Annotated in this window: 28 protein-coding genes; 16 read left to right on the top strand and 12 right to left on the bottom strand. The window is 52.8% G+C overall.

Annotation, left to right across the window (positions count from 1 at the left end):
* Positions 1–92 precede the first annotated feature (92 nt).
* Positions 93–1,340, bottom strand: a complete 1,248-nt coding sequence (locus JMJ16_RS04315; protein ID WP_201378694.1) for an RNA polymerase sigma factor — start codon at positions 1,338–1,340, stop codon at positions 93–95.
* Positions 1,341–1,475: 135 nt separating this feature from the next.
* Positions 1,476–2,063, bottom strand: a complete 588-nt coding sequence (locus JMJ16_RS04310) for a TetR/AcrR family transcriptional regulator (RefSeq protein WP_201378692.1) — start codon at positions 2,061–2,063, stop codon at positions 1,476–1,478.
* Positions 2,064–2,228: 165 nt separating this feature from the next.
* Here JMJ16_RS04310 and JMJ16_RS04305 point away from each other — a divergent pair, with 165 nt between their 5' ends.
* Complete coding sequence (locus JMJ16_RS04305) at positions 2,229–3,188, top strand: LLM class flavin-dependent oxidoreductase (RefSeq protein ID WP_201378691.1); 960 nt, start codon at positions 2,229–2,231, stop codon at positions 3,186–3,188.
* 213 nt (positions 3,189–3,401) lie between these two features.
* Here the strand turns inward: JMJ16_RS04305 and JMJ16_RS04300 are convergent, their stop codons facing one another.
* The 5 genes from JMJ16_RS04300 to JMJ16_RS04280 all read right to left on the bottom strand — a co-directional run bounded on the left by JMJ16_RS04300 (position 3,402) and on the right by JMJ16_RS04280 (position 9,351).
* A complete protein-coding gene (locus tag JMJ16_RS04300; RefSeq protein ID WP_201378684.1) occupies positions 3,402–4,337 on the bottom strand; it encodes a PhzF family phenazine biosynthesis protein in 936 nt (311 codons plus the stop codon).
* A gap of 501 nt (positions 4,338–4,838) precedes the next feature.
* Entirely contained in the window at positions 4,839–5,492 is a 654-nt protein-coding gene (locus tag JMJ16_RS04295; protein WP_236601183.1) for a methionine ABC transporter permease, read from the bottom strand.
* On the bottom strand, positions 5,492–6,472 hold the full coding sequence (locus JMJ16_RS04290) for a methionine ABC transporter ATP-binding protein (protein WP_201378682.1): 981 nt from the start codon (positions 6,470–6,472) through the stop codon (positions 5,492–5,494). Before JMJ16_RS04290 ends, JMJ16_RS04295 begins: the two co-directional genes overlap by 1 nt.
* A 120-nt stretch (positions 6,473–6,592) precedes the next feature.
* Positions 6,593–7,414, bottom strand: coding sequence for a MetQ/NlpA family ABC transporter substrate-binding protein (locus tag JMJ16_RS04285; protein ID WP_201378680.1), 822 nt, complete (start codon positions 7,412–7,414; stop codon positions 6,593–6,595).
* Between the two features lie 473 nt (positions 7,415–7,887).
* Positions 7,888–9,351: a catalase gene (locus JMJ16_RS04280; protein ID WP_201378678.1), complete on the bottom strand. Its 1,464-nt coding sequence runs from the start codon at positions 9,349–9,351 to the stop codon at positions 7,888–7,890.
* Between the two features lie 301 nt (positions 9,352–9,652).
* On the opposite strand from JMJ16_RS04280, the gene JMJ16_RS04275 reads away from it, so the two are divergent.
* From JMJ16_RS04275 to JMJ16_RS04260, 4 genes are all read left to right on the top strand, one after another.
* The gene (locus JMJ16_RS04275; RefSeq protein ID WP_201378676.1) at positions 9,653–10,144 is read left to right on the top strand and encodes a MarR family winged helix-turn-helix transcriptional regulator; all 492 of its coding nucleotides are present in this window, start codon (positions 9,653–9,655) and stop codon (positions 10,142–10,144) included.
* 198 nt (positions 10,145–10,342) lie between these two features.
* Positions 10,343–10,726: a hypothetical protein gene (locus tag JMJ16_RS04270; protein ID WP_201378674.1), complete on the top strand. Its 384-nt coding sequence runs from the start codon at positions 10,343–10,345 to the stop codon at positions 10,724–10,726.
* A gap of 106 nt (positions 10,727–10,832) precedes the next feature.
* Positions 10,833–11,309: a hypothetical protein gene (locus tag JMJ16_RS04265; RefSeq protein ID WP_201378672.1), complete on the top strand. Its 477-nt coding sequence runs from the start codon at positions 10,833–10,835 to the stop codon at positions 11,307–11,309.
* A gap of 147 nt (positions 11,310–11,456) precedes the next feature.
* Complete coding sequence (locus JMJ16_RS04260) at positions 11,457–11,963, top strand: DinB family protein (RefSeq protein WP_201378671.1); 507 nt, start codon at positions 11,457–11,459, stop codon at positions 11,961–11,963.
* A 162-nt stretch (positions 11,964–12,125) separates the two neighbouring features.
* On the opposite strand, the gene JMJ16_RS04255 is transcribed toward JMJ16_RS04260, so the two are convergent.
* Positions 12,126–12,683, bottom strand: coding sequence for an AAA family ATPase (locus JMJ16_RS04255; protein WP_255553197.1), 558 nt, complete (start codon positions 12,681–12,683; stop codon positions 12,126–12,128).
* A 251-nt stretch (positions 12,684–12,934) separates the two neighbouring features.
* Between JMJ16_RS04255 and JMJ16_RS04250 the strand changes: the two genes are divergently transcribed.
* The 9 genes from JMJ16_RS04250 to JMJ16_RS04210 all read left to right on the top strand — a co-directional run bounded on the left by JMJ16_RS04250 (position 12,935) and on the right by JMJ16_RS04210 (position 20,924).
* Positions 12,935–13,498 (top strand): sigma-70 family RNA polymerase sigma factor, encoded by a 564-nt coding sequence (locus JMJ16_RS04250; protein ID WP_201378669.1) that lies wholly within the window; start codon positions 12,935–12,937, stop codon positions 13,496–13,498.
* Between the two features lie 17 nt (positions 13,499–13,515).
* Positions 13,516–14,559: a hypothetical protein gene (locus JMJ16_RS04245; RefSeq protein ID WP_201378667.1), complete on the top strand. Its 1,044-nt coding sequence runs from the start codon at positions 13,516–13,518 to the stop codon at positions 14,557–14,559.
* 47 nt (positions 14,560–14,606) lie between these two features.
* Complete coding sequence (locus tag JMJ16_RS04240; RefSeq protein WP_201378665.1) at positions 14,607–15,566, top strand: NAD(P)-dependent oxidoreductase; 960 nt, start codon at positions 14,607–14,609, stop codon at positions 15,564–15,566.
* Positions 15,567–15,838: 272 nt separating this feature from the next.
* Positions 15,839–16,102, top strand: coding sequence for a hypothetical protein (locus JMJ16_RS04235; protein WP_201373678.1), 264 nt, complete (start codon positions 15,839–15,841; stop codon positions 16,100–16,102).
* A gap of 91 nt (positions 16,103–16,193) precedes the next feature.
* Entirely contained in the window at positions 16,194–18,440 is a 2,247-nt protein-coding gene (locus JMJ16_RS04230) for a PAS domain S-box protein (RefSeq protein WP_201378663.1), read from the top strand.
* The gene (locus JMJ16_RS04225) at positions 18,430–18,807 is read left to right on the top strand and encodes a PleD family two-component system response regulator (RefSeq protein ID WP_201378661.1); all 378 of its coding nucleotides are present in this window, start codon (positions 18,430–18,432) and stop codon (positions 18,805–18,807) included. Before JMJ16_RS04230 ends, JMJ16_RS04225 begins: the two co-directional genes overlap by 11 nt.
* Before the next feature lie 124 nt (positions 18,808–18,931).
* Positions 18,932–19,786, top strand: coding sequence for an AraC family transcriptional regulator (locus tag JMJ16_RS04220; protein ID WP_201378660.1), 855 nt, complete (start codon positions 18,932–18,934; stop codon positions 19,784–19,786).
* 47 nt (positions 19,787–19,833) lie between these two features.
* Positions 19,834–20,610, top strand: a complete 777-nt coding sequence (locus JMJ16_RS04215) for an AzlC family ABC transporter permease (RefSeq protein ID WP_201378658.1) — start codon at positions 19,834–19,836, stop codon at positions 20,608–20,610.
* Positions 20,607–20,924 carry an AzlD domain-containing protein gene (locus JMJ16_RS04210; protein ID WP_201378656.1) on the top strand — a complete coding sequence of 106 codons (318 nt, stop codon included), beginning with the start codon at positions 20,607–20,609 and terminating at the stop codon, positions 20,922–20,924. The genes JMJ16_RS04215 and JMJ16_RS04210 overlap by 4 nt, the downstream gene beginning before the upstream one ends.
* Positions 20,925–20,991: 67 nt before the next feature.
* Here the strand turns inward: JMJ16_RS04210 and JMJ16_RS04205 are convergent, their stop codons facing one another.
* A complete protein-coding gene (locus JMJ16_RS04205) occupies positions 20,992–22,341 on the bottom strand; it encodes a hypothetical protein (RefSeq protein WP_201378654.1) in 1,350 nt (449 codons plus the stop codon).
* A gap of 317 nt (positions 22,342–22,658) precedes the next feature.
* Between JMJ16_RS04205 and JMJ16_RS04200 the strand changes: the two genes are divergently transcribed.
* Entirely contained in the window at positions 22,659–23,192 is a 534-nt protein-coding gene (locus JMJ16_RS04200) for an NUDIX hydrolase (protein WP_201378652.1), read from the top strand.
* A 52-nt stretch (positions 23,193–23,244) separates the two neighbouring features.
* Positions 23,245–24,282 carry a Gfo/Idh/MocA family protein gene (locus JMJ16_RS04195; protein ID WP_201378650.1) on the top strand — a complete coding sequence of 346 codons (1,038 nt, stop codon included), beginning with the start codon at positions 23,245–23,247 and terminating at the stop codon, positions 24,280–24,282.
* Positions 24,283–24,332: 50 nt separating this feature from the next.
* Here JMJ16_RS04195 and JMJ16_RS04190 read toward each other — a convergent pair whose 3' ends face one another.
* The 3 genes from JMJ16_RS04190 to JMJ16_RS04180 form a co-directional block, all read right to left on the bottom strand.
* Complete coding sequence (locus JMJ16_RS04190) at positions 24,333–24,641, bottom strand: MazG nucleotide pyrophosphohydrolase domain-containing protein (protein WP_201378648.1); 309 nt, start codon at positions 24,639–24,641, stop codon at positions 24,333–24,335.
* 83 nt (positions 24,642–24,724) lie between these two features.
* Entirely contained in the window at positions 24,725–25,330 is a 606-nt protein-coding gene (locus JMJ16_RS04185) for an HAD-IA family hydrolase (protein ID WP_201378646.1), read from the bottom strand.
* A 35-nt stretch (positions 25,331–25,365) separates the two neighbouring features.
* Positions 25,366–25,911, bottom strand: a complete 546-nt coding sequence (locus JMJ16_RS04180) for a DUF402 domain-containing protein (protein ID WP_201378644.1) — start codon at positions 25,909–25,911, stop codon at positions 25,366–25,368.
* Between the last annotated feature and the right edge of the window lie 238 nt (positions 25,912–26,149).

Below are 26,149 nucleotides of genomic sequence, written 5' to 3'. Positions count from 1 at the left end.
CATCCTCCCGTTATGGAAATTGTCCGCTATTCGGTATCACTGCGATAAATCGCCTTGTGCGCGATAAATCGAGCACCTATGGTGGTTGATGGCTACTCGTTGATGGCCAGGACGCGGAATGTCTGGCGCTCTACGAGTACATCGATATGTTTGGCGCTGTCTTTGTTTTGAAAGGTGCTGACCAGGGTGGGGATGCCTGCGTGTTCGACCTGGTTGCCTTGATGCCAGGTTATGCGTTTCTGAGCCTTCCAGAAGCGTTGGACCTGGGGGAGATCGAATGTCAGGTGCGATAGGGTATTATAGTGCGTGCGCTGGCATTGGGAACAGGTGATAGCGATGCCTGGCTGGTTGCCAATGCCATGATACCTGGCGGGGAGATCTGGAGCCTCTTTTACTGTCAGGATGGCCGGCTCCCCACAAGAGATGCAGGTTGGCTCCTGGTCAATGGTCTGCCAGTAATAGCTATAGAGCCACTTGATGAGCTGCGTATATTTGGCTGCGGCGCTACTAACCTTCTGCCACTGGCTTGTTTTGCTGCTGCCGCCAGAGGTTGTGTTACAGCTTCGGCAGCGGAAGAGGCGCTTACTGCTCTGCGCATTTTCACTGAGCACAAGGTGATCATCGCCACACCAGGGACACCACATGCGGGTGACCAGTTCTCCTGGCTGTGTGTCTGGCTGGTAAATGCCATAGCTCGCTAGCTCCTGGCTCAAGTGCGTGGTGAAGACCGAGCGCAGGGCCTGCTTTCCCCGGTAGATGCGCTGTACCAGGGTAGCCTCGCTCACCTGAAACTGCTGTGTCATCTCAGCGTGAGTTGCGCCCTGGATGTAGCGAGCGACTAACGTTGTGCGGAGTGGCTCTGAGAGATGAGTGAGGGCTTCACCCAATAAGGCACTCAGTTCCGCGCGCTCAAGTTCCATTTCAACGCCATACTTATCGGGTGCCGGGGCTAGATCAACACTCCACTCTTCTTCTTGTGAATTCATTGTTCCAGGATTAACGGTTATATTGGATGGCCGCATGAGTCGGTGGGCGCGCTCGTGGTGATCCTCGCGCAGCCAGCGCAGACAGACATTGCGCGCGATGGCTGCTAGCCATCTTCTTCTCTGCTCCTGCTGCTCGCTGCCAAGGTCATACAATTTTTGTTGGTTGCGCCATGCCTCCAGTAGCGTCTCCTGTGCCAGGTCTTCGGCGGCATCCGCGTTCCTTATAATCATGGCGCATTTACGTACTAGCCATGCCCGCTCGCTGGTTAAAAGGCTGTCAATGCTCTGATCGCTTGCTCCTACCCGCTGTGCTGGTGGTAGTGCCACGGTCTCCTCGTAGGGTTGTGATAACACATGTCTCTCCTTGATTCATATATTTTTAGAACCGTCCGCCACATGGCGTACACTACCCTATCGCGAACACGAGGCAAAAACCTGACATACTTCTGTGCCCTGTTGTAAACGAACGGGTGGCAAACTGACGGAAGTCTATGGCTTGAGGGAAGGGCCAGCGATGGCACTGCTGATCTGGCTCATCCACCTGGCTAGTTGCTCGGGTGGACAGGGTTGCTCTTGCTCTAACCACCAGGTGGTCGCGCCAATTCCTGCATAGGCGATACAACTGAGTTTTAGATCGATTGGAGGCGCGTCGGCCTCTGGTTCTGTGGGGGTCTGGGTAGAAAAAGAGCGAAAGCGTTTCTCCGTATTCTGGCGAAAGCGTTGCGTGAAGTGGGGGTCTCCTTTAGCGCTGAGCATCACACGATAGAAGTCAGCGTATTGTTGAATATGCTTGAGCAGATTAAGGGGGCCAGGGGAGGTCTGTTCTTGTTTCTCTGCCGGAAAGTTCTGTTCTTCGGTTAGCTCATAGATCTCGTTCATATACTGTTCGAGTAAGTCATATTTGTCCAGGTAATGGCGGTAAAACGTCGAGCGGTTGACCATAGCTCGTTCCGTAATATCTCGCACTGTGAGCGTAGCAAATCCCTTTTCTACCGTGAGCTCGATGAAGGCTTGCTGGAGCAGTTTGCGAGTGCGGCGGACGCGTAAATCCTCTAATGCTTCTGGCTTTTGCGTCACTTTCCTCTCCTTTGTCGCATATGCAACATTCTAAGTTTCTTTGCTGATTGACGCATCATTGTATCTCCTGGTAGGCTTTTTATGCAATACTCTGTTGGATAAGCAACGCCTAGATGCTTAGCTTTAAAGAAATTTTTTGAAGAAAGTGCAGAAGGGAACGTCTAAATGGAAGAGAAAACTGAGGTTCGTTCTCTACAGGAACGCATTGGACTATCGGTTGTGCCCGCTGATCCGGCAATGCTTGTCGAAAGGCTTGTTGAGATTGAGGGGGCGGGAGTTGAACACATCTGGGTTGGTGGTCCGCCCTGGAATCCAGATCTGCTCACAACACTGGCGGCGGCGGCGATGCGCACGACGCATCTCAAATTAGGAACTGCTATCGTGCAGGTCTTTTCACGCCATCCTGTATTGTTGACTCAGCAGGCTTTAAGTCTAAACGCCCTGGCTCCAGGTAGGCTGCGGCTAGGTCTTGGTACAAGTTCGCCAGAGTTCGCGAAGAGTGTGTACGGCGTAGAAATGGAGCAGCCTCTCTCCTACCTGCGAGAATATACTCAGGTGTTGCGTTCGCTGCTCTATCAAGGCGAGGCTCATTATCAGGGGCGCTACTTTACGACTGATGCCTCATTGCATGCTTCAGCGCAGCTTCCCTTGCTTATCGCAACGCTTGGACCAGGAGCATTTCGCCTCGCTGGCGAGGTTGCGGATGGTGCTCTCTCCGTTATGTGCCCGCTTCCATACTTGCTTAATACGGCTCTTCCAGCCATGAGAGCGGGGGCTGACATAGCTGGACGATCCCGGCCGCCAGTCGTTGCTCATGTGCAGGTAGCCTTTACAAAGGATCGTGCCACTGCTTTGCAGATAGGGCGCCAGGCGATGAGCGTTTATCATACGCGCCCGGCCTATCGTAATATGTTTGTTGCGGCAGGTTTCTCGCAACAAGAGATCGATACGGTCTCGGATAGTTTCATTGAAAGCCTGCTGGTCTTTGGAGATGAAAGTAAGATACGAGATCGCCTGCTGGAACTACTTGAGGTAGGAATTGATGAGCTGACCCTTGGCCTTGTTCCAGTCTCAGACGCGAATCAAGAAGAAATCCAACTGGCACGGCTCATCGGCCAATTGTGAGTGTTAAACTTTAGGCGCTGATGCTCAGAGTAACCAGGTATACCTGACTGAAGAAATAAGTCAACTGCCTCACGCATCCATCGTATTTATCGACGATTATCCTCCGCATGTCGCCGCCGCGCAAGCCTGTGGCATGCACGGCGTTGTCTTCGAGACACGCGAACAGACAATTGCCGATTTGAAGGCGTTATTGCATGATTGATGGTGAGCATGCTAGCGCGGCGGAAGGCGCAGAATGCCCTCGTAGACTGGGACGACACTGCCGCCAAAGTCAACGGATAGCGCGTCGTCTTGGCGCCGGACATGGATGTGCAGAAAACTCTGGCGTCCCATCTGCGTTCCCTGTTCTACGACCAGCGCTGCCTCATCCTGGCATGGAATAAGACCATGCTGGGCGAGGTAGGCGCCGAGGGGACCCGCCGCGCTTCCGGTCGCGGAATCTTCGACGATGCTGTTCTGGTAAGGCTTGAGCATACGCGCGAAGGCGTGAAATCTCCCCTGCTCGTCGGCCTGTGGCTCAAGGGCGAAGATGTATAGCTTGAGCGAGGATACACCTGCGAAGCTTGTACGTAGCTGCGCCATATTGACCTCGACCTGCTCCACCAGGGAGCGGCTGCGCAGGGGAATATAGACGAAGGCATTTCCGGTCGAGATGAGCTGGATGGGAGCCTCTGACAGGAGATCAGCGGTGCTTAAGCCCAGGGCCTCCGCGATAGCCTCGCGGTTCTCAAAAGGGGCTCGAAAGGTCAGAGGAGGGAGCGTGGTCCAAAGAAATTCGGGAGCAGACGGCTCGCCCGAGAGGCGGACGGTAATAGGTCCAACGCCCTCTTCTAGCACAATCTGCTGTGTATTCGCTAGAAGAAGATCATTGGTAGCGAGCACAAAAGCCGTGCCGAGCGTGGGATGACCGGCAAAGGGTATCTCGCCAGCGGGCGTAAATATTCTGACCCGGGCATGCGAGCCAGGCTGAGATGGCGGGAAGAGAAAGGTTGTCTCAGAAAAATTCATCTCACGCGTAATGGCAAGCATCTCTTGTTCGGTCAGGCCTGTGCCGTCTAGAAACACGGCTAGCTGGTTGCCGCCAAAGATATGATCGGCAAAGACATCTACCACGCGGAAGTGGTAGGGGCGCGAATTTTTATTATGCATATATTTATCCATATTGGTATTACTCATCAGGTGTGAGATTTTCTGGGTTAGTGGCGAAGACAGCTGTGTAGCCGCAGTCGAGGCAGGTGAGTGTGCTTATTTCGGATGTTCTGAGCCTGCCCTTGAACCAGTTACTGCTGCGTTCAGGCTGCTTAATGCGGATGTAGGGCGGGTTAAGCCATTGATTATCTCCGGCTATTTCAGCTATCGTCTGCACACGTCTCCCACCGCATTCAGGGCATGGCTTAATGGTTTTTATATAGTACTTATTCCTCCTTGCTCTCTAGATATAGTACGATGCTTTTGGCTCGACATCAAACATCAATAGGATATAAGTGTTATTGCTTCCAGTGTTGTAGGGTCCAAGCTAGCTTGGACTTTCTCTAATTTGGGACATGTCACATTTTGCGTGACGAGCCTGTTGCAGACAAAGGATGGCGGTAAGACCTGGCAAACAATGTCGTACTCGGTGGCATAGCCCTTTTCATTTACGGGTTATTCTTAACGCCGGGTCAACTTACGGGCAATTAGGTTGCCGAGTAGCTGAATACCCTGCACGAGGATGACGAGCAGGACGACGGTAATGATCATAACATCGGTCTCAAAGCGCTCGTAGCCATAGCGGATGGCGAGGTCGCCCAGGCCGCCCGCGCCGACCGCGCCCGCGATGGCCGAGTAGCCAAGCAGGCTGATGATAGTAATGGTGATGCCGAGGATGATTGAGGGGAGCGCCTCAGGAATAAGCACCTTGAGCACGATCTGCCAGCTGGTGCAGCCCATGGACTTTGCCGCCTCGATGATGCCAGAATCTACCTCGCGCAACGAGGTCTCAGCGACACGCCCGAAGAAAGGGACCGCCGCGACGGTCAGCGGCACAATCGCCGCGTCGGTGCCAATGCTGGTGCCAACGATGAAGCGCGTGATAGGCATAATTGCCACTAGCAGAATAATAAAGGGTAGTGAACGGCCAATGTTTACGATGATGCCGAGGACCTGGTGCAGTACGCGCATAGGGAAGAGTCCATCGCGGTCCGTGCCCACCAGGAGCACGCCTAGCGGCAGACCAACCAGGATGGTAAAGAGAGTTGAGACCAGGACCATGCGCAGGGTATCCAGGGTTGCCTGCCAGAGGTCGGGGAGTATCGTCATATCCATTAGTTATGCACCTCCACATGTAGTCCCAGCTCGCGTAGATAGGCCAGCGCGGGCGCGACCTGCTCGCCAGAAAACTCGGCCTGGAGCTGGCCGATGCGCTCCTCGCCAAAGGCTTCGATATTGCCACTGAGAATATTTACGTCAAGCATGAAACGGCGAGCCAGCGTTGAGAAAACCGGCTCGCTGGCGCTATCGCCCGCGAAGGTTATTGTGACCAGGGTGGCGCCGGGCTGGACACTATAACTTTGAGGGCGAGGGAAGAGAGCCTGGGCGAGATGCGAGGAGGGCTGGGCCGCGAGCTGGCTTACGCGTCCCTGCTCAACTATAGCTCCATCTTCGAGGATCGCCACCTGATGACAGATCTGCTTGACCACATTCATCTCGTGCGTGATGAGGAGGATTGTCATGCCCATGCGCTTGTTCAGGTCGCGCAAGAGATCGAGAATGGCGTGTGTGGTTTGGGGATCAAGGGCCGAGGTAGCCTCATCCGAGAGCAGAATGTCGGGCGAGTTAGCTAACGCGCGCGCGATGCCTACGCGCTGCTTCTGCCCGCCCGAGAGCTGCGCGGGATAGGCATTGGCCTTATCCTCAAGGCCGACTAGTGAGAGTAGTTCAAGTACACGCGCCTGGCGCTTTGTCTTGCTCAGGCCCATGAGCTCTAGAGGGAAGGCCACGTTGTCTGCGACCGTGCGTGAGCTGAGGAGATTAAACTGCTGGAAGATCATACCGATGCGCTGGCGGGCCTTGCGCAGTTCGCCGCCGGAGAGGGCTGTAATCTCCTGCCCATTCACGAGAATTCTGCCTGAGGTCGGGCGCTCCAGGAGGTTCACGCAACGGATCAATGTGCTCTTGCCCGCGCCACTCTGTCCGAGCACACCAAAGATCTCGCCTTTTGGCACCTCCAGATTTACATCCTTAAGAGCTACGACCTCATTCGGAGCGCGCCCATAGATCTTGCGTACATGTTCAATTGTAATCATCTTCTATCCAGACCCTTCAATCTAGAGACCTCTTGCTATTTCATGGCTTGCGGTATAGAGAATGTGATGGCAAGCTGGCTTTGCCAGCTTGCCATCACATTCTCTATACCGCTGTTTTGCTTAGAACGCGGGGATAACTGAACCCTGATACTTGTCCTCGATGAATTTCTTCACCTCGGGAGAGTTAAGCAGCTTTGCCAGCTTTTTGACGGCAGCATAGTTCTCATGGCCCTTCAATACCGTGAGGACGTTCGCATAGGGGTTGTTGTTGGCCTTTTCGAGGGCCAGTGCGTCCTTGTTGGGCTTCAGGCCAACAGTAAGGGCATAGTTGCCGTTGATGACCGAAAGGGCCGTATCGTCGAGCGAGCGTGGCAGCTGGGCCGCATCCAACTCTTTAATTTGCAGGTTTTTTGGATTGCTGGCAATGTCATGCACAGTAGCGCTCGTGCCGACATTTCCCTTCAAGGTGATCAGGCCATTCTGGGCTAGCAGTTGCAGGGCGCGCCCGCCATTGGTGACATCGTTGGGGATGGCCACAACGGCCTGGGCTGGCACCTCATTGAGCGACTTAATCTTGTGAGAGTAGATGCCCAGTGGCTCGATGTGAACCTTCGTCACTGCGACCATATCGATGCCATGCTCCTTACCAAACTCCTGCATATAGGGCACATGCTGGAAGAAGTTGGCATCGATGGAACCATCTTTAAGCGCTGTATTGGGCTGCACATAGTCATTAAACTGCACAATATTCAGTTTCAAGCCCTCTTTAGCGGCGAGATTATCTTTAATATATTGCAGAATTTCTGCGTGCGGAACAGGGGATGCCCCAACGGTAATGGTATCGGAATTAGCGTCCGCACCGCTATTGGCGCCACAGGCCGCCAGGAGTGAGAGTAGGAAGACACTCAGGAATAAAATGGATAGCTTTTTAAAGAAACGCATAGCAAAACAATCCCTTCCAAAACCACAGAATACCTTTCAATCGTGCGAGTGAAGCTAGCCGCTGAGAAGCGGCGTTCACGATTGCTTTTTCCAGGTTAGCGAGCCAGAATGGTCACAGAGGCGTATCTGGCTAAGAATGAGCCAAAAAGTCAGAGAGGAATATTCTCTATATCTAATCATTATGGCTGATCATTTTCCCCAAGCATAAGCAGCGGCCGCCTGGACAAACAGGGAGTAGTGGTTTATGCTGTATATCCCAGCCAATAGCGCCTACTTGCTTGTTGTATATAAATATAACAATGTTGATCGAGAATGTCAACATAATGGTCTGTAAAATTCAGGCCCCCTTAAAATTCATCGACTCTTACACCCTGCCCTACAGCGCTGCTAAAGCACGCGGGCATAAGCGGCCCCGAGAAATCTCGGGGTCGCTTATGCCCGCGTGCTTATATCATTTGCTTACAGTGGAGAAGCTAGGCAGTCACTTCCAGGCCCAGGCCGGCGGCGACGCGCTGGCCGTACTCGGGATCGGCGCGGTAGAAATGCTTCAACTGGCGCTCGGCGATTTCCTTGTTCTTGATGTTGCGCATATGACCCACGAGGTTATTGACCAGGTGGGTCTTCTCTTCCTCGCTCATCAAGCGATAGAGCGCGCCTGGCTGCGCGAAGTCATCATCCTTCAGCTCATAGGCGAAGCGCTCAGCGTTGCCGCTGAAGGCGTCCTGGTGATCGCCGCGATAGAACTCGGGGGCTGCATTAGGACCGCCGAAGCTGTTGGGCTGATAGTTGGGGGTCGCGCCACCATTGCCATCGAAGCGCATGGAGCCGTCGCGGCGATAGTTGTTGATCTCAACCTGGGGACGGTTAATGGGCAGGTGCGCGTAGTTGGTGCCGACGCGATAGCGATGGGCATCTGGATAGGCGAAGATGCGGCCCTGGAGCATCTTGTCAGGCGAGAAGCCGATGCCGGGAACGATGTTCGTCGGTGCGAAGGCGGCCTGCTCGACCTCGGCGAAGTAGTTCTCCGGGTTGCGGTTAAGCACCAGGCGACCAATCGGGATCAGTGGATAGTCGCTATGCAGCCAGACCTTGGTCACATCGAAGGGATCGAAGCGGTACTTCGCCGCCTCTTCCAGGGGCATGATTTGTACAGAGCAGGTCCAGGCGGCCTCTTTCCCGCTCTCGATATGCTTGAAGAGGTCCAGGGTCGCGAAATCAGGATTGATGCCCGCCATGGCCGTAGCCTCTTCGTTAGTCCAGTTCTCAATGCCAGCCTCGGTCTTGAAGTGATACTTGACCCAGACCGCTTTGCCCTCGGCATTGATCCACTTGAAGGTGTGTGAGCCGAAGCCATCCATATGGCGGTAAGTCTTGGGTGTGCCACGGCTGGAGAAGAGAATCGTGATCTGGTGCAGGGCTTCTGGCGTCAGCGAGACGAAATCCCAGAAGGCATCGGGATCCTTGGCGTTGGTCTGTGGATTGCGCTTCTGTGTGTGAATAAAGTCAGGGAATTTGATGGCGTCGCGCAGGAAGAAGACGGGCGTATTGTTACCAACGAGATCGTAATTGCCCTCTTCAGTATAGAACTTAATGGCGAAGCCGCGTGGATCGCGGGCGCTGTCCGCCGAGCCCTTCTCACCACCAACTGTGGAGAAACGCACAAAGGCGGGTGTCTGTTTGCCAACCGTATTGAGGAACGCAGCCTTTGTATACTGGGTGACGTCGTGCGTGACCTCGAAATAACCATGCGCGCCCGCGCCCTTGGCATGGACGATGCGCTCAGGAATGCGCTCGCGATTGAAATGCGCCAGCTTCTCAACGAGATGAAAATCTTCTAACAGCGTGGGGCCAGGATTGCCTACGGTAAGTGAATTGGTGTTATCTGGAGCGGGAATACCGAAATCAGTCGTAAGAAAACGCTTATCTTGTTCCGTCATGTCTCTGCGGACACCTTTCCAAACTGGTCATGTGCGGAACATGACCAACTAAGCATATTAGCTGTGCCGGAGGGTTCGGCCTGCTAGCCATGAAAATGCAATCGTGAATGCCGCTTCACAGCGACTAGTTTCGCTCACACGATTGAATAGCATACAATTGAAATGTATGTTATGATAATAGCACGGTAGTATATTTTTGTCAATTTAATTGTGCGCAATGAAATGTAGTAATGTGGACTGACGCGTGCTTTAGCAGCGTCGGCATAGCTGATCTTTTCTTGCCTTTATTCAAGAGGTTCTAATGACTCCATCGACATCGCCTGACGAAGCTTTAAAGCTCGATAACCAGCTCTGTTTTGCCCTCTATGCCGCGACCCGAGCCATGATGAGCACCTATCGTGGCCTACTTGAGCAACTAGGCCTGACTTTTCCCCAGTACCTGGTCATGCTGGTGCTCTGGGAGGTAGGCCAGAGTACGGTCAAAGATCTGGGGCAGACGCTCTACCTGGATTCTGGTACGCTCTCGCCACTCCTGAAGCGTCTGGAGGCGGCTGGCCTCATCCATCGCACACGCAGCGCACGCGATGAGCGCGCCGTCGAGATCAGCCTGACTGAGGCTGGGCAGGCTCTCAAAGAGCAGGCCTTCCCCGTGCCAGGACAGTTCAACTGTCGTGTTGCCCTGGAGACTGGTGAATTTGCCCAATTGCGCGGGCAACTCCGCGACCTGGCCGAAACTCTCACGCTCAACAACGAACTCTCCACCACTCAAAGCTGTACCCCGGAACAAAGATGAAGTCCCGCACACATTGTTGGTAAATGACGTGAAAAGTGGCGACTTTTGCCTTCAAACGTGAGCATTTGTCCCCAATCATGGCTCTGCCCACGAGATACGCAACGAGCTACAAGCAAGCTAGCAGCATAACACAAAAAGAGGTCTCTACTTGAGAGAGAAGCTGTTGTTTCGTCTCAAGATGGGAGGTCTCTGTTGTCCATGATAGCGAACCCGTGTATTGAAATCCAGACCTCTGAAGAGCCTCGGCCAGCAGTACCACCCTGGTTTGGGGAAGTGACTATCATTGTGCAGTATCTCGTCACCAAGAGACTGCTCGACGCTTTTGCCCAGAAGGTGCGTCTGATCCGCGCTCGCTTTGGTCGCTATGAGCCCATCGATTTTCTGGCACTCTTGTTAGGCTATGCCATCAGTGGGGAACGCACTTTAGAAGCTTTTTTGGGGCGGCTGGCTCCCTTTGGATCAGCATTCATGGCCCTCTTTGGACGCCGGTATTGTCCGCATTGGGCCAGCTTGAGTCGCTTTCTAGCCGCTGTGGACCGTCCTTGTGGTGCTTGTCTGCTTCATCCGCCCATCCACGCTTAAGCATTGCATAAACCCATGCGATAGAGTATGCTAAAGGTTCCCGGAGCAGTCACTTAACATCCAATAAATTCGGTAACACCTCTTACGCATCAACGAGGAGGCAAGGATGCAAGCACAGGTCGGATATTCTCAAGCGCGCAAGCTTCTCGTGTGGGGTTTAATTGCTCTATCTATCGCTCTCATCAGTGGGATTGCAGAAATACCGCTTTCAATCCAGGCTAACCAACTAACACATGTATCTAGTGCAGGCCTGGTCGACCCCCAGCCAGATGCGCCTGTCACCTGTAATGACAAGCCCATGAAAACTGACGAGATATGTCAACTCAGCATAACTTACAACGGCACGACCTCAAAAATAGACAAAACATATGACATGCAGAAGAAGGTACAAAGTGATGGTCGCATAAATGCTATTGTAGAGCAGAAAAATAAGGCTATTGATCAGCAAGAGGGAATCCTGAATGCGATAGGTGTGCCCCTGAGCCTCATCCTGCTAGGTAGCTTTATTACCGCTATCATTCTGCTCGTAAAATATTTCAACGCCCGTCGCAGAGCCAGGGTATCGACGAGCGCAAACCTTTAGTAGTAACAAGAAATGATGCTCAATGCCTTATTTCTGATCCTTTCCAGAGAGTTTTCAGCGCTCCAGTCAGAACCCGCGGAAAGCGGGCATAAACTGCCCGCTTTCCGTGGTAATCTAAGAGAAAACAAGCAAAAAGGAGCCCATTCTATGACTGAAGACAACTTTACACTCACGACATACTACACTATCTGGAAAGAGTATCAGGAGCACATCAAAGGGGCGATTGCTCCGCTCACCGCTGAACAGCTTGCGCTGCGTGCCACGCCTCACCTGCGCTCCGTTGGCGAGAACGCCATGCACATCATCGGTACCCGTATCGGCTGGTTCATCATAACCCTGGGAGAAGAGTTTGGCGAGGAGATGAGTGCGTACCTGAAGCGAAACGAGGTTGCGTTGCGACAGGGGACACCCATCCCAACCGCAGCCGAACTGGCTCAGGGTCTCGACCACACCTGGCAACTCATGGCGGATTGCCTGGCTCGCTGGAGTCCCGCCGACATGCAACAAACCTTCCCCGATGAGTTGGACGGCAAACAGGTCTACCTGTCGCGCGCCTGGGTCGTCGGGCATGTGATGGAGCATGATATGCATCACGGCGGCGAACTCTCGCTCACCCTCGGCATGCACGGGATTCCAGCTGATTTCCCTGGCTAGAGTCTGTGAAAGACTCAACGAAGAAAGCAATGCTCAAATGCTTTGCTGGGTCAAAGGGTATGGTGGAGTTGGTGCGGACGCACCAACTCCACCGGTGCGGTCATTCGTATTCGTGCCTCTCGAAAGTGATCTATAGAGCTTATCCTGCGAAGTAGCAGGAACTTACAAGCTGGCAGGATATTTCTGCTGAATACACTGCATAATCTTCTCCCGCGTTTCCGAGGCATGCAAGCCAGTATTATCAATAACCACATCCCAACGCCGCGTAAAATCCTCCTGCTCGGTCTCACTATAAAAATATTTGATGAAAGCATCCAGTTCAAGGCGTGTCTCTGGATCCTTGTTGACTCGTTCAGCGTTGCGCTTCAGGCAATGTTCAAGCTCAGGTTTAATGAATACTGTTATCACCGAGTGATTGTGCAAATGATGCAGATAAGGGGCAGGATCAGCCAGAACTTCGTCGATAACAACAAAGAAGCCATTCACTTGATAGTTTAGAGCGATAGCGCAGGCATTTTGACGCATAATCTGAGCCTGGCGATGCGCTTCCTCATTCAATGGACGTGGCGGGACAAAGCCCTTGACCACCAGGTGACGCAGGGCATCAGTCTCAATATGCACGCCCTTCTCATACTGCTCACAAAGCTCCCTGGCAAGAGTGCTCTTCCCCCCAGCAGGTAGGGCCGAGTGTTTTCGCGTAACAGGACAATCGCATCCTATTGATGGGTTTATTTAGATGGGTTGTTCTGTGCTTTTTAAGTATTTATTTGACCTATCTTGATGGATGATGATAGAATGGCTCCTGTATCGCCACGAATAACACATAGTAGGTTCCAGCCCGCAGAAATCTGCCAGTCGCTAATGTATATTCGTGCATTTGTATGTTGGAGAGCGTAATGAATAGAAAGGTCTATTATCTTGACCTGCAAACTTTGCTTGATTATCTCTCTGTGCATGGAGAGTCTTGCCTTTTGAGCAAGACCCTCAAGGAGAGGGGGCAGACTGGCTACGTTGAGGTGAGCGCTGGATCTATGATTTCCTGCTATATTCAAGAGGGGGAAAGAGTTGTCCTGCAAGGAAAGCAGGCTTTTAAGGTGTTAGCGCGCTTCTCAGAATGGCAGGTACAGCTTCAGAATGAGCAGACCCCGTTACAATCTTTGATGTCCCCACCAGATCCTCCATCATCTACCAATAGCCCATCCCTGCCCATAATACGGCCAAATGCACAATTGCCCGCGACGAAACCAGGCATTTCGAGCGGACAATTGCCCGCGATGAGGCCGCCCACAACAAGTGGGCAATGGCCTGTGCTCGGCGCTGGTTTCGCGCTTGGATGGCACCCAAGAATGAGACGTAATATGATGGAAGAAGAATTTACGGCTCTTCCTATGCGTCAACGCGTCGTACTACGCCTGGTATTGACGAAGGTGAATGGGGTGCGAAGCGTAGAAGAGATCAAGGCACAGTTACAACTCTCTCCAGAAACTGTCGAAAGCGCGCTGGCATATCTGCGTGCGCGTAATATTATTGAATAAGTTAGGAGGAATGGCATATGAAGCGATTTATGGCCTGGTGGTATGCGTTCTCGATGCCAAAGCGCGGACCAGACACAACTCCAGGCGAGCGTGAGCGTTCTCGCTATGCGCGGTTAACAAGTGGATTTCTTTTACTTATTTGTGCGCTTTTTCTACCACTTTCGCCGATTATGATATTTGATTCCCCGAATAGTCCTTCATCGCCGCCTATCGGCATTGGTACCCTTATACTACTTGCATGCGCGTTTGGCTTTGGAAAAGCGGGATGGAACTACATTAGTGCTGCCTTCATTGTCGCATACAACATATTATGTATTAGTGCTGTAATGGTGACGAATCCTCTGGACCCCTCGCTTTTGCCACTCTTTGGCATCTTTCCTATCTCAGTCATCATGGCCGGTGCTTTGCTGCCTCCTATCGCATCTCTGGTCGTAGGAGTGTTATGTTGCCTGGACATCGCTCTTATTAGTCAGCTCGTTCCTCATACGCTTGCATATCAGCAAATGCTCGATAAAGGTCTTTTCACCGTTACCCTGATTGTGCCAGTCAGTATACAGCTCATGATTAGCGTTATGACCTATGTCATTATGCGTAACCTGATCAATACTATTCGTCGCGCTGACCGCGCTGAAGAGATTGTCTCGTTGCAGCAGGAGCTCGCGCTACATGTACGGACACAGGTGCAGCAGAAGCAGCAACTTGAAGAAGGCTTTCAGAAGATCGCGGAGACGCATGCACGTATCAGCAATGGTGATCTGAGTGTGCGTGTGAATCTGAGTGAGGGGCATATGCTCTGGAATGTCGCTGGTTCACTCAATAATCTTCTGAATCGCATGCAACGCATGAAGAGCGACGCGGACATGCTTATCGCGACGCGCCAGGCCGCCTATCAGGTCTCGAATGTGCTCCACCAGGCTGTCACGATGGGCACGATTAATAATGTTCATCTACCCACCACTGGTACTCCGCTTGATCCGGTTATCATCGAACTCAATAACGTAGCTCGTAGTGCTACGTCCCATTCTCAGTCTCGCTATGGGAACACGTTAGGACAGCATTAGCAACAACAGTATTTGTGAAAATAACAAGAGAAGGAAGCAGTATATTTATGCGTATTCTGGTTACTGGCGCTTTTGGTAACGTTGGCTTTAGCACTGTGCAGGCGCTCATCGAGCAGGGGCAAACGGTTCGCTGCTTTGACCTGAAGTCGAAGGGGGCGGAGAAGAAGGCCCACCTTGTTGAGGGCAAAGCCGAGATTATCTGGGGCGATATCCGCGATGCCCAGGCCGTAGCTGAGGCTGTGAAGGGGCAGGAGGCTGTCATTCATCTGGCTTATATCATTCCACCTGCCGTGGATGAGAACCCTCAACTGGCCCAGGAGGTGAATGTTGGGGGAACACGTAATATCATCGAGGCGGCCAAAGCACAGAGCCAGCCACCGAAGGTCCTCTTTAGCTCTAGCCTGGATGTCTTTGGGCCTACACAGGATCAGGAGCCGCCGCGCCGCCTGACCGATCCCGTTATGGCGACCGACGAGTATACCAGGCATAAACTAGAGGGCGAAGAGATGTTGCGAACCTCTAACCTGGAATGGGCAATTTACCGCTTTGGCGATGTGCCTCCATTAGAGGCACGTCAGATGCATCCTATCATGTATACCATTCCCTTGAACACACGCCTGGAGGTGGTTCACACCCATGATGTGGGCCTGGCAATTGCCAATGGTATGCATAGTCCCATCTGGGGCAAGGTCTGGTTGATTGGTGGCGGTCCTAAGTGTCAGATTCGCTATCGTGACTACCTCTATCGCACACTTGGCGAAATTGGTATTCAGCCTCCACCAGACGAAGCCTTCGCGCCCGATAGCAAGCCCTATTGTACCGACTGGCTCGATACTGAAGAGAGCCAGGCGCTCTTACAATACCAACGCCATACCTTTGACGAGATCATGCGCGACGTGGCGGAGGCGACCCGCCCTAAAGGAGCCGTGGCCCTTATCCTGCCACTCCTACGTCCGCTGGTCCGCAGGCAGATGTTGAAGATGTCACCCCACCTTCAGCAGAAGTAGACTCAGGGACTGGTGAATCTAATGAAGAGAGCATGCCATCGCGCATGCTCTCTTCATTATCAAACAACCTTAAAACAACTCCATAGGAATGATAACAGTCGCATAGCACTCCACTATTTGCTACCACTCTTTTATTTTCTTTTTCTCCATTTCTAGAAAAACTCTTCCTTTAATTGATAAGTTGACAATGCCACTTTCTGTTACCTTTTTTCCTACTTCTACGTAGAAAAAGTAGGAGTTATATTTGACCCCTAAAAGCAGGAGGCGTTGCGATGAACCAGACGATGCGCGCTCCCCGAGGAGCGGCGATCCCGTCCCCTGATGGCTATGATATTCTGCGTCAGGATGGGCGATATTTTCCTGTTCGTGTCCATCTGCATGATCCTGTGCATCCTGGAACGACAGCCTTCAAGCGTCAAGATGGAACGGTGGTTTCCTTTGCTAAACGCCTCTCTGCTCTGGTCTTCCTGTATCAACAACAGGAGCATCAAGCTGAGGATCAGGAGCAAACCACTTCTCACGCCTCGTCTTTGTGAACATATTATCCGCCTCTGTGCTCTTTCCGCACCCACTCAGAGGCTCAGACGAGAAGACCCTCTGAGTAGGTGCAGGAAGAGAGTAATATGAATGGACGACTTACAAGATCAAATGAGTACACCCCAGCAAGACAACGGCGCGGAGTCACGCCTCATGCATGAACAGGACTGGGCGCCCACTCCTCTGGATATTCCATCAACAGGACAGAATACTCTCTCTGAGCACACATTCGCAGGCCATACGCATGTTGTTTGCTTTAGTGAGCACGATGCTTCACTCATCATCATGCTCAGCGCATTTCTCGGTGATGGTTTACGGGCAGGGGATAACTGCATTGTCGTCGCAACACCCTCCCACCACGAACACCTGGAGCAATACTTGCAAGCCGCTGGCTTCAATCTGGCTCAGGCCGTGGCCACTGGGACCTATATCCCTTTAGATGCCGCCACAACCATGGCGCGCTTCCTCGTCGATGGGCAGCCAGATTCGACCCGCTTCATAGAGGTGATAGGACCGCTCGTCAAACAAGCAACGCAGGGAGGCCGCCGCGTGCGTATCTTTGGGGAGATGGTCGCGCTCTTGTGGGCACAGGGGAAGCAGGCGGCAGCCATTCGCCTGGAAGAACTCTGGAACGCGTTAGGTCAGAGGTATACCTTTTCCCTTTTCTGCGCGTACCCACTCCAGGACTTTGACGGAAGGAAGCATGAGGCAGCATTCACTCACATTTGCCAGTTGCACTCCCAGCTCGTTCCCCCTACGAGCTATACCCAGCTCACTGAACAGGAACGGTTACGGACCTTTACACTGCTGCAACAGAAGGCTAACACCTTACAGGTCAAGATCACGGAAAGCCAGGCCGCGCGGGAGCGGCTCCGGGCTCTAGCAGCCATTGTGGAGTCGTCTGACGACGCCATCCTTAGCAAAACTCTCTCAGGTATCATCACCAGTTGGAATAGCGCAGCCCAGCGCATCTATGGCTATACAGCCCAGGAAATGATTGGAGCGCATGTGACCCGGATTTTCCCGCCAGATCAATACGAGGAATTTGAGCAGATCATGGCGAAGATTCGCCTTGGCGAACCGGTAGATCACTTTGAAACCCGGCGTGTACGCAAAGACGGCCAGGAACTCCTGGTTTCCGTTACGATCTCCCCCATCAAGGATGAAAACGGTGTGATTTTTGGTGCCTCGACCATCGCCCGTGATATTACGGAGCAGCGGCACTTAGAAGCGAAGTCGCAGCGACTCTTTGCTTCTAATTTGATCGGGATTTTTGTCGCGGATGAGACGGGAAGGCTTCTGGAAACCAATCAAGCCTTCCTGGATCTGGTGGGCTATACCCAAGATGAGTGGCAGGCAGAAGCGCCCCTTGCTATGACGTCTCCCTCTTTTCTGGCTTCGTTCCTTCGCCCACTCATTCAGTCTGCACACGCTGGAAATGGCTCCTCCGATCCGCAGGAAACCATCTTGTTGCATAAAAGTGGGAAAGCTCTCCCGATACTTATGGCCCTGACCTGCATCGAGCATACTCAGACCTGTATCGGCTTCGTGCTTGATATCAGTGAACGCAAAGCCTTGGAGCAGCGCAAAGACATCTTTATCGGCATGGCTTCCCATGAACTCAAAACCCCGGTGACCAGTCTGAAGGGCTTTCTGGGCCTGGTACAACGACTCCTCTCACAAAAGGAATTTTCGCAACAGGGAAATGAAAAAATCCTGCAATATGTTGCCCGCATGGATGCACAAATCGAGAAATTAACCAAACTCATCAATGATCTGCTGGATGTTTCCATGATACAGACAGGACAACTGACCTACCGAGAAGAGCAGGTAGAGGTGGATACCCTGGTACGAGAGATTGTGGAGAACGTGCAGGAGACGACGCAGACCCATCGCTTGCTTCTGCAAGGAGAGACGCGAGCTGCTGTGTTTGGAGACCCGGATCGCCTGGGGCAAGTGCTGATAAATCTTCTCCAGAATGCTATTAAATATTCGCCCAACGCCAACACCGTTCTTATCCATTTGGGCACAACTGAGGAGCAGGTGCTGATCCACGTTCAGGATTTTGGCCTGGGCATTAGCAAAGAACATCACCAGAAAATTTTTGAGCGTTTCTATCGGGTCACTGATCAAGAGGAGAAAACCTATCCAGGTATGGGGATTGGCCTGGCCATTTCACAAGAAATTGTCAGGCGACATGGAGGACACTTCTGGGTCGAGAGTGAGCGCAACAAAGGAGCCATCTTTTCTCTAAGCTTGCCCCTTATACAGCGAGAAAGCCAGGTACTCTCTCAGGAGGAAGAGCGTGAAAGGATGAAGCAGCCAAATGCAGAGTAGACAAAGCCAACAGAAAACGCTCCTGGTAGTTGATGACGATCTCGACATTCTCGACTTTTTGTACGACCTGCTTTCCATGGAGGGCTATCGAGTGCTTATCACAACGAAGACAGAGGTACTGGAGCAATTGCAGCAGGATGCCTTGCCTGACCTCATCCTGCTGGATGTGTTTCTATCGGGTCGAGATGGACGAGAGGTCACCAGACACCTGAAAAGCCAGGAGGAGACCAGGGAGATCCCTATCATCATGTTTTCGGCTTATCCTAATGTGAAAGCGACTGTGCAGGCAGCGGGTGCCGATGCTTTCATCGAAAAACCTTTTGATATGGATATCTTAGTCACAAAAATCGCGCACTTCCTCTGCTAGTGACCAGTTGCGTTGATCCTGCGCTTTCACTGCCTTCTCTCTCTCATCGTATTTGTCCGCTTTTGCTGCTATACTAGCTCTAGAAGAAAGCTGCTGTTTTTCCCTTCTAGGATGGAGTATGCGTGTGGAGAAAAGACGCCAGGGGGCCGGGTCGGGCCTGGAAGAAAAGGCGACGTTCTGGCGCGACCCGGCATTGAATGATCTAGAGCTGTTGCAGGCGACGTATGTGACGCATAGCTTTGCCCCGCATACGCATGAGGGCTATGCCATTGGCGTGATTGAGTCAGGGGCCGAGCGCTTTAAGTATCGCGGTAGCTCGCATATCGCTCCCCAGGGCTACGTGGTCGCGGTTAATCCGGGCGAGGTCCATACGGGCGCGGCGGCCATTGAGCGGGGGTGGAGCTATCGGATGTTCTATCCCGATGTCTCGCTGGTCCAGCGGGCCGCCTCTCCGGATGAGACACGCACGCTGGATGTCCCCTTCTTCCCCTCTCCTGTAATCCATGACCCTATGCTGGCTGGCATGCTCTCTCAGCTTCATTTGGCGCTGGCGACCTCGCCCTCCACCCTGGAAAGGGAGTCCAGGCTGACCTGGACCTTCGCGCATCTGGTGATGCGCCACGCGGATACACACCTCATCGAGCGTCCAACCAGGGGAGGTCGCTCGATTGTTCAGCATGTGCGAACCTACCTTGAGGAGCATGCCACAGAGAATGTCTCGCTGGACCAGCTGGCGGGCCTGGTGCAGCTCAGCCCCTTTCACCTGCTGCGCGTCTTCCGCGAGACGGTGGGTCTACCTCCCCATGGCTATCTCACTCAGCTACGTGTGACGCGTGCCAAGCGTCTTATCGCGTCCTCAATGCCCCTGGCGGAGGTGGCGGGTGCCGTTGGCTTTAGCGACCAGAGCCACCTGACGCGCCACTTTAAAGCCCTGGTCGGTGTGACGCCGGGGCAGTATGCGCGCGCCTGCCAGCGATAGCAAGAACGTTCAAGACGGTCTCCCAACATATGCCCTAAAATAGGGATATGCAAACATCACGTTCCGAATTTTTCGCAGGCATCAAAAACACGCTCCCCATCCTGATGGGGACGGTACCCTTTGGCCTGATCTATGGCGTCACCGCACGCAGCTCGGGCCTCTCGCTGGCCCTGACTCAGGCCATGTCGTCTATCGTCTTCGCTGGCTCGGCTCAGTTTGTGACGGTCCAGCTCCTGGCGGCCGCCTTGCCAGCGGGTATTATTTTGCTAACGGCTGGCATCATCAATTTACGCCATGCCCTCTATAGCGCATCCATCGCGCCCTACCTGCGCCGCCTGAGCACAGGCTGGAAACTGCTGCTGGCCTATCTCCTGGTCGACGAGGTCTACGCTATCGCGATTACGCGTTTTCAGCAGCAAGACGAAAGCCCGCATAAGCACTGGTATTTCCTGGGAGCCGGGCTGGCACTCTGGAGCACCTGGCAGGCAGGTACAGCGGTAGGCATGCTCCTGGGGGCCAATATTCCGGCAAACTGGTCGCTGGACTTCACTTTGCCGCTGACCTTTATCGCCCTCGTGGTCCCGGCGCTCAAAGAGCGGGTGGAAGTCATTGTAGCGCTGGCTGCCGGGCTGGTCGCGGTGCTGGCGGCGCATCTGCCTCTCAACTCCGGCCTGCTGGTGGCGACCTTTACCAGCATCTTGCTGGGCCTCCTGCTTGAGTCAAAGATGAAAAGGAAAGCTCCGCTTGAGGAGAGCGTGGAGCAGAGTGAACATATCCCCTCGACCTCTCTGGAGGAGAGAGACGGCAAGGAGTTGAAATCATGATGACCTGGCTGCTGATTATTGGAATTGGTCTTCTGACCTACGGGTTACGCTTGAGTTTTATCCTGGGCCTGGGGCGGGTGGAGATGCCCGCGCTGGTGCTCAGGACCCTGCGCTTCGTGCCGATAGCGGTGCTCACGGCCATCATTGTACCCCAACTTCTGCTCCCAGGTGGGGCCGTAGATCTCTCTCTGCACAATCCGCGCTGGCTGGCGGGCCTTCTTGCCGCCCTTATCGCCTGGCGAACGCGCAACGTCTTTCTGACGATTGTAATAGGGATGCTCGCCCTGTGGGGCCTCCAGGCACTCTTCGGCTAGCCTCTACCTGCCGTAGAGAAAGACAATTAGCTTCTCTTGCTTTTTCTGGCTGCTTGGTCACATACTGTTACTCTTCTCCCCAGCCAGCAATCCAGACAGTATTAGTAGATTGATCTGACAGGATAGGAATTTGCGTCTTATGCTCTAGCTCGCCAATGATGATGCTTGTTTGCGTTGTAGTATAGCTCTGCGTTACATACATGTTGGCGTCGGGCGAGAGCATTGCCCATTCTTCACTGGCGTATGCGCTCAGAAGGTTGAGCGTTGATGGCAAGCGGGTCAGGCTACTTCCATCGACGTTGAGCCGCCAGAGTTCCGGGGTATTTCTTTGATCGGTGATGAGCAGCAGGCTATGGTCTGTCAGCATACGTATATGGCGAATTTGCTGATCTGAACTTTTGTAGATGGTGTTTAGAGAGCCATCTGTATTGAGCTGGCTAACACTACAAGGAGGTATCGGCGCGCCTGCCTGGTCGATAGAGCACCGGTGAATAAAGAGGTGGCCTGGATTCGTCGCGTATGTATAGCTCCAACTCCTATCATAGCTTCCACTATTGCTATCGAAGGCCAGGCGCATGTCTGGCTCATGCTGCTTTTCCCCTTTTGTGATATTGAGTACATACAGACGATCAGGTGGAAGTTGAGGGCTTTCTGTCGCGTTATGGAACGGGCAGCGTGCGGCCAGAGTAGAGGTTGGTGGGAAGAGGCTGCTGTCATAATGGGTAAAGCGTTTGGACGAGAAGCCAAGCACCGCGAGATGAGTATTATCGAGCCAGGCGTCGGGCATAAAGGGTTGAATCTCGTTCTTCTGCTGCAAATCACCTGCTGGCACGAAAGGGAGCACTACTTTTGCCTCTCCACTCTCCAGATTGAGCACATAGATGCCGCCATTCTCGTCCTGGTTACCTACGAAGGCAATATGCTTCTGATCTGGCGACCAGTGCAGAAACATGATGCCACCATCGAGGCAATAGAGCGTTTGCGCATACTTGCCATCGCTGCGTACCAGTTCTAGTTTTTTCTCACTTGCCTCGTTGACAACGAAGAGTATCCAGTGCCCATCGGGAGAGAGTGCGGGTCGGTCGCCCGTACTCTGCCCGCCAAGGAAGATTCCACGCGTTTGCTTTGTCACTGTGTCATAGCTACTGATGAGATACTGATACGATCCTGTCGCATATATTACTGCGGGATGCTTGGCTCCAACGAGAGGAGGCATGTGGGCGCCATGTGCTTGCGCAGGGCAACTCCCAAGAGTCGATGGCGTAATCGTTGGCGTGGGTATCTGCGTATTCGATGAAGCTTTGCTCAAAGTTATTTTTGTGTAGTGGCTGTTTTGTGCTGGCTCTCCACAGGCTGCGATGCTTAGGCACAGGGCAATAGAGAGAGCTATTCGGTAGATCGTAGATACAATTTTCATAAAATTAAGTTTCCCTTACTGCATTGATATATGAGCTTGTTTCGAAGTTTGAAAAAGTTGTAACTGTCGGCATATGAATGTAACCAACGGTTAATGAGGAAAGAACCTGACTCTATCATCAATAGCGTGAATTGCTAAAAGACCGCATGTGTAGCTCATATTGCTTTTCCACACTTACTTTCGCGCCTGCGGTACTTTGTAGGATGGATAGGCGTATGGCGCAGGCGCCATACGCCTATCCATCCTACAGCAAGCCTGTGAGCTGAGACGGAAGAGAGGCGGCCTAGATGGTATAATCAGGGCAAAAAAGCGAGGTTATGCCTTTGAATATCCAGCCATGGCAAAAGCGTGCGGAGACCAAGGTTTTTGCCGGTTTTCGTCATATTCTCCGCAGGACGTATCACCTTCCCAATGGGGCCGAGGCTGATTTTGAGATTAAACATGAGTCTTATGCGGCCTGTGTCCTGGCACTAACTCCCCACAACACAGTGCTCCTGGTGCAGCAATTTCGGCCTGGCCCAGAAGAGATTTTGTTGGACCTGCCTGGTGGTGGTGTCGAGCCGGGTGAGGATCCCGCGCAGGCGGCTGCCCGCGAACTGCTGGAGGAAACAGGTTATCGCGGCGAACTTGAAATGGCGGGAACGTGCTGGCACTGTGCATACTCAACGATGCTCAAGCATAACTTTGTCGCGCGTAACTGTGTTAAGGTTCAGGAACCGGCGCTCGATGAGCACGAGTTCGTCAGGGTAGTCGAGATGCCTCTGGAGGACTTCAGGAGCCATGTGAGAAGTGGCAAAATGACGGATGTTGCGGGCGCTTATATGGGCCTGGAGAAGCTACAACTACTCTGAACTTATGATGATGATGTTTGTTACACTATTTTAGAGAGGATGGAGACCTGGTATGGCTTTGCGTCTAATTCAAGTGGGCCTGGGAGGAATTGGTGGTCACTGGTTTCGCACAGTTTTGAACTCAAACACAGAGGTCGAGGTGGTGGCCTGGGTAGAGATTGTGGAGGAGGCATTGCAGCGTGCCATTGAGAAGTGGCCGCTACCGCAGGAGCGCTGTTTCTCCTCATTGGAGGCGGCTCTAGAAGCGTATGAAGCGGATGCTGTGCTCATCACTGCCAGCCTGGCTGGACATGTGCCAAGTGCCCGGACGGCACTCATGGCGGGAAAGCATGTCTTGATGGAGAAGCCCTTCGCGCCAACCATACAGGAGGCACGCGAGCTTGTCACGTTGGCGCAGGAGCAGCAGCGCATTCTGATGATTAGTCAGAATTATCGCTTCTTTCCGCGAGCGCTGGCGGCCAGGCAATATGTGCAAGAAAAGATCCTCGGAGAGCTGGGAACGGTTACTGTCGACTTCCGCCATTATGCCAATAGAGCACCTGTAGAAACTAACCGCCATTATCATATCTGGCAGCCCCTGCTGGCGGATATGTCGATTCACCACTTTGACCTGATGCGCTATATCTTGAAGCAGGAACCAGTCAGTATCTCCTGCACAAGCTGGAATCCAGCCTGGAGTCGCTTTGAGGAGCCGCCTGTCGCTGCGGCCACTATTCTTTTTGATGGTGGCGCGGTCGTCACCTATCGCGGTAGCTGGGTCAGCCCTGGTCAACCGACATCCTGGACTGGCGACTGGCACATGGAGTTTACCGATGGCGAGCTGATCTGGAATGATCGCAGCGAGACCGGTGGGGTGACGAACAATATCTTTGTGCGCCGTCTCGGCGAAGATCCGGCCCCAGTCGAGTCACCAGCCCTGGCGCCTACCGACTTCGCGGGCAGCCTTACTGCCTTTGTCCAGGCCATACAGACAGGAAGCGAGCCAGGTTCCTCAGGAAGAGATAACCTGAAGACCCTGGCCCTCATGTTCGCGGCCATCGCATCCGCCGAGCAACAGGGGCTTCCCATTGAAATTGCCAGCCTGCTTTAAGCTTAGCATAAGAGAAGCGTGTTCCCAGCTGGGAACACGCTTCTCTTATGCTAAGCCTTAGTCCAGCGGAGCCACTTCTCCTCGATTTCGTGCTCCAGGTCTATGCCGTAGTGCCTGGCGAGCAGAAGCGTCTGGCAGAAGACGTCGGCGAGCTCTTTGCGGAAGTCGGCCTGGATTTCCTCGGGCGACTTGCCTTTGGTGCGGGCCTGGCCCGAGAGCATGAGATAGGCTTGCGTGAGCTCGCCAACCTCTTCTTGTAGCTTCAGGACAAACCACGTGGCGTCACGCTCGATATCGAAACGCTCGGCATAGGTCTGCGATACGCCCTCTACAGCTGAGGAGAGCTGTTCTAAGTCCATATCGTGCTCCTGTCCGACGCGTGCTTCAGCAGCGTCGGGACTCTAAATGCTTTTAGTGCGGCTTTATCATATCATAGTTACTGTCATTTGTCAGAGTAGAGCCGCATCTTCTCGGTAAAATCAGCGAAATCAGAGTACACTTCGGCTTGCAAACCAACGTTGCGGGCTGTGGCTACATTCGCAGGACTGTCATCCCAAAAAAGGACCTCTTGGGCGTGCGTTACGTCTAGCTTCTTGAGAATGTGAGCATAGAACTCTGGCTGGGTCTTTTTATAGCCGATAAAAGCCGATGAGAATATGCCATCAAATAGCTTCTCGAAGCCCATCTCTTGCAGGATATAGGCGGTGCGATACTGCTCTTGCATCGTTGCCACGTAACAGGCTGTGCCCTGACCCCTGAGTGTCTGGATATAGGCCAGGAGTGGCTCATTGATGTTATGCTCGGCGCGAAACCAGTAAGCTATGAGATCATCAACTGTCCCTCTCCAGCCCCATTGTTGTATGTATGGCGTAAGCTCTTCTTTCAGGTCGGCCTTGCCAATAATGCATGCGCCAAATTTGTTGGTGAAGAACTCCTGAGTCATAGCTTTGGTGATGCCATAATCTCGCTCCAGATGCTTGCCCCAGTGCTCACCAATGGCGAGCACACCATCAACGTCGAAAAGTAGAATTTTTGGTTTGTTACGCATATATTTCTCTTCTCTACACATAAAATTTGTGTATGCTATACGCTGATTTGTGTTTCCAGGCGAGCTTTATAATGCGCAGCCAGTGGGAGTAAGGGAAAGCTTTGTTCTTCGAGCTGCGTCATGAGCTTTCTGGTCTCGTTCCAGGCCAGGTTATACTCGTCAAGTGAGATGATGCCTTGCGCATAGGCCTCATTCAATTCATCCTCATCGAGCAGTTCAACTTCTCCACCGGGGAGAAAGACCAGGTCAAGGTACAGGTCGTCATAGCACAACATGTCCTGTTCGTCTATATATGTACGTTTGCTTATATCGATATACCAATGATGAACTCTGTCTTGCTCATCGAATGTGATTGTGGCGACATGGTTTGATCCCTGGGGAAAGAGTTGTAGCGATGAGTAGCCGTTATTGACCACGCAGACCCGCTCTCCTGCTATCGGCATCCACAATGGAGCATCGACCTCGTCAAAATAGAATAGGCTTGCATACCCTTGAAATACCTCATCATTAATTTCTCGCTGCAAGAACCTGCTCTTGATTACATGGTGCCAATCGCTCATATCCGCGCGCTTCTGCTTCATTAAATCTTCATGCCTCTATCTTTTTAAACACAGCATATCATATTTTGAGGGCATATTTTACTATTGGAGGAATTCAGCGTCCTCAACAATAAGAAGAAGATAAAGTTTGTTGAGAAGGAGCCGCATCGATATATGGAAACTGTGCAGTGTCCCCACATCGCATATATGAGTACATTGATGCTCTTTAAAAATAACCTGACAATGTCTGCGGGCTGCGCTGCTAAAGCAGCGCGGTTGG

The organism is Ktedonobacter sp. SOSP1-52 (assembly GCF_016587395.1).
The sequence above is the reverse complement of the archived record's forward strand: the minus strand, read 5'-3'. Positions and strand labels throughout refer to the sequence as shown.

Bases quoted from the DNA above. Each gene is read 5' to 3' on its own strand.
- JMJ16_RS04300 (WP_201378684.1), bottom strand. From the start codon at position 4,337: ATGCATAATAAAAATTCGCGCCCCTACCACTTCCGCGTGGTAGATGTC.
- JMJ16_RS04240 (WP_201378665.1), top strand. From the start codon at position 14,607: ATGCGTATTCTGGTTACTGGCGCTTTTGGTAACGTTGGCTTTAGCACT.
- JMJ16_RS04280 (WP_201378678.1), bottom strand. From the start codon at position 9,351: ATGACGGAACAAGATAAGCGTTTTCTTACGACTGATTTCGGTATTCCC.
- JMJ16_RS04305 (WP_201378691.1), top strand. From the start codon at position 2,229: ATGGAAGAGAAAACTGAGGTTCGTTCTCTACAGGAACGCATTGGACTA.
- JMJ16_RS04290 (WP_201378682.1), bottom strand. From the start codon at position 6,472: ATGATTACAATTGAACATGTACGCAAGATCTATGGGCGCGCTCCGAAT.
- JMJ16_RS04295 (WP_236601183.1), bottom strand. From the start codon at position 5,492: ATGGATATGACGATACTCCCCGACCTCTGGCAGGCAACCCTGGATACC.
- JMJ16_RS04205 (WP_201378654.1), bottom strand. From the start codon at position 22,341: ATGAAAATTGTATCTACGATCTACCGAATAGCTCTCTCTATTGCCCTG.
- JMJ16_RS04195 (WP_201378650.1), top strand. From the start codon at position 23,245: ATGGCTTTGCGTCTAATTCAAGTGGGCCTGGGAGGAATTGGTGGTCAC.
- JMJ16_RS04265 (WP_201378672.1), top strand. From the start codon at position 10,833: ATGCAAGCACAGGTCGGATATTCTCAAGCGCGCAAGCTTCTCGTGTGG.
- JMJ16_RS04285 (WP_201378680.1), bottom strand. From the start codon at position 7,414: ATGCGTTTCTTTAAAAAGCTATCCATTTTATTCCTGAGTGTCTTCCTA.
- JMJ16_RS04245 (WP_201378667.1), top strand. From the start codon at position 13,516: ATGAAGCGATTTATGGCCTGGTGGTATGCGTTCTCGATGCCAAAGCGC.
- JMJ16_RS04215 (WP_201378658.1), top strand. From the start codon at position 19,834: ATGCAAACATCACGTTCCGAATTTTTCGCAGGCATCAAAAACACGCTC.
- JMJ16_RS04185 (WP_201378646.1), bottom strand. From the start codon at position 25,330: ATGCGTAACAAACCAAAAATTCTACTTTTCGACGTTGATGGTGTGCTC.
- JMJ16_RS04230 (WP_201378663.1), top strand. From the start codon at position 16,194: ATGGACGACTTACAAGATCAAATGAGTACACCCCAGCAAGACAACGGC.
- JMJ16_RS04260 (WP_201378671.1), top strand. From the start codon at position 11,457: ATGACTGAAGACAACTTTACACTCACGACATACTACACTATCTGGAAA.
- JMJ16_RS04235 (WP_201373678.1), top strand. From the start codon at position 15,839: ATGAACCAGACGATGCGCGCTCCCCGAGGAGCGGCGATCCCGTCCCCT.
- JMJ16_RS04200 (WP_201378652.1), top strand. From the start codon at position 22,659: ATGCCTTTGAATATCCAGCCATGGCAAAAGCGTGCGGAGACCAAGGTT.
- JMJ16_RS04225 (WP_201378661.1), top strand. From the start codon at position 18,430: ATGCAGAGTAGACAAAGCCAACAGAAAACGCTCCTGGTAGTTGATGAC.
- JMJ16_RS04180 (WP_201378644.1), bottom strand. From the start codon at position 25,911: ATGAAGCAGAAGCGCGCGGATATGAGCGATTGGCACCATGTAATCAAG.
- JMJ16_RS04270 (WP_201378674.1), top strand. From the start codon at position 10,343: ATGATAGCGAACCCGTGTATTGAAATCCAGACCTCTGAAGAGCCTCGG.
- JMJ16_RS04275 (WP_201378676.1), top strand. From the start codon at position 9,653: ATGACTCCATCGACATCGCCTGACGAAGCTTTAAAGCTCGATAACCAG.
- JMJ16_RS04210 (WP_201378656.1), top strand. From the start codon at position 20,607: ATGATGACCTGGCTGCTGATTATTGGAATTGGTCTTCTGACCTACGGG.
- JMJ16_RS04190 (WP_201378648.1), bottom strand. From the start codon at position 24,641: ATGGACTTAGAACAGCTCTCCTCAGCTGTAGAGGGCGTATCGCAGACC.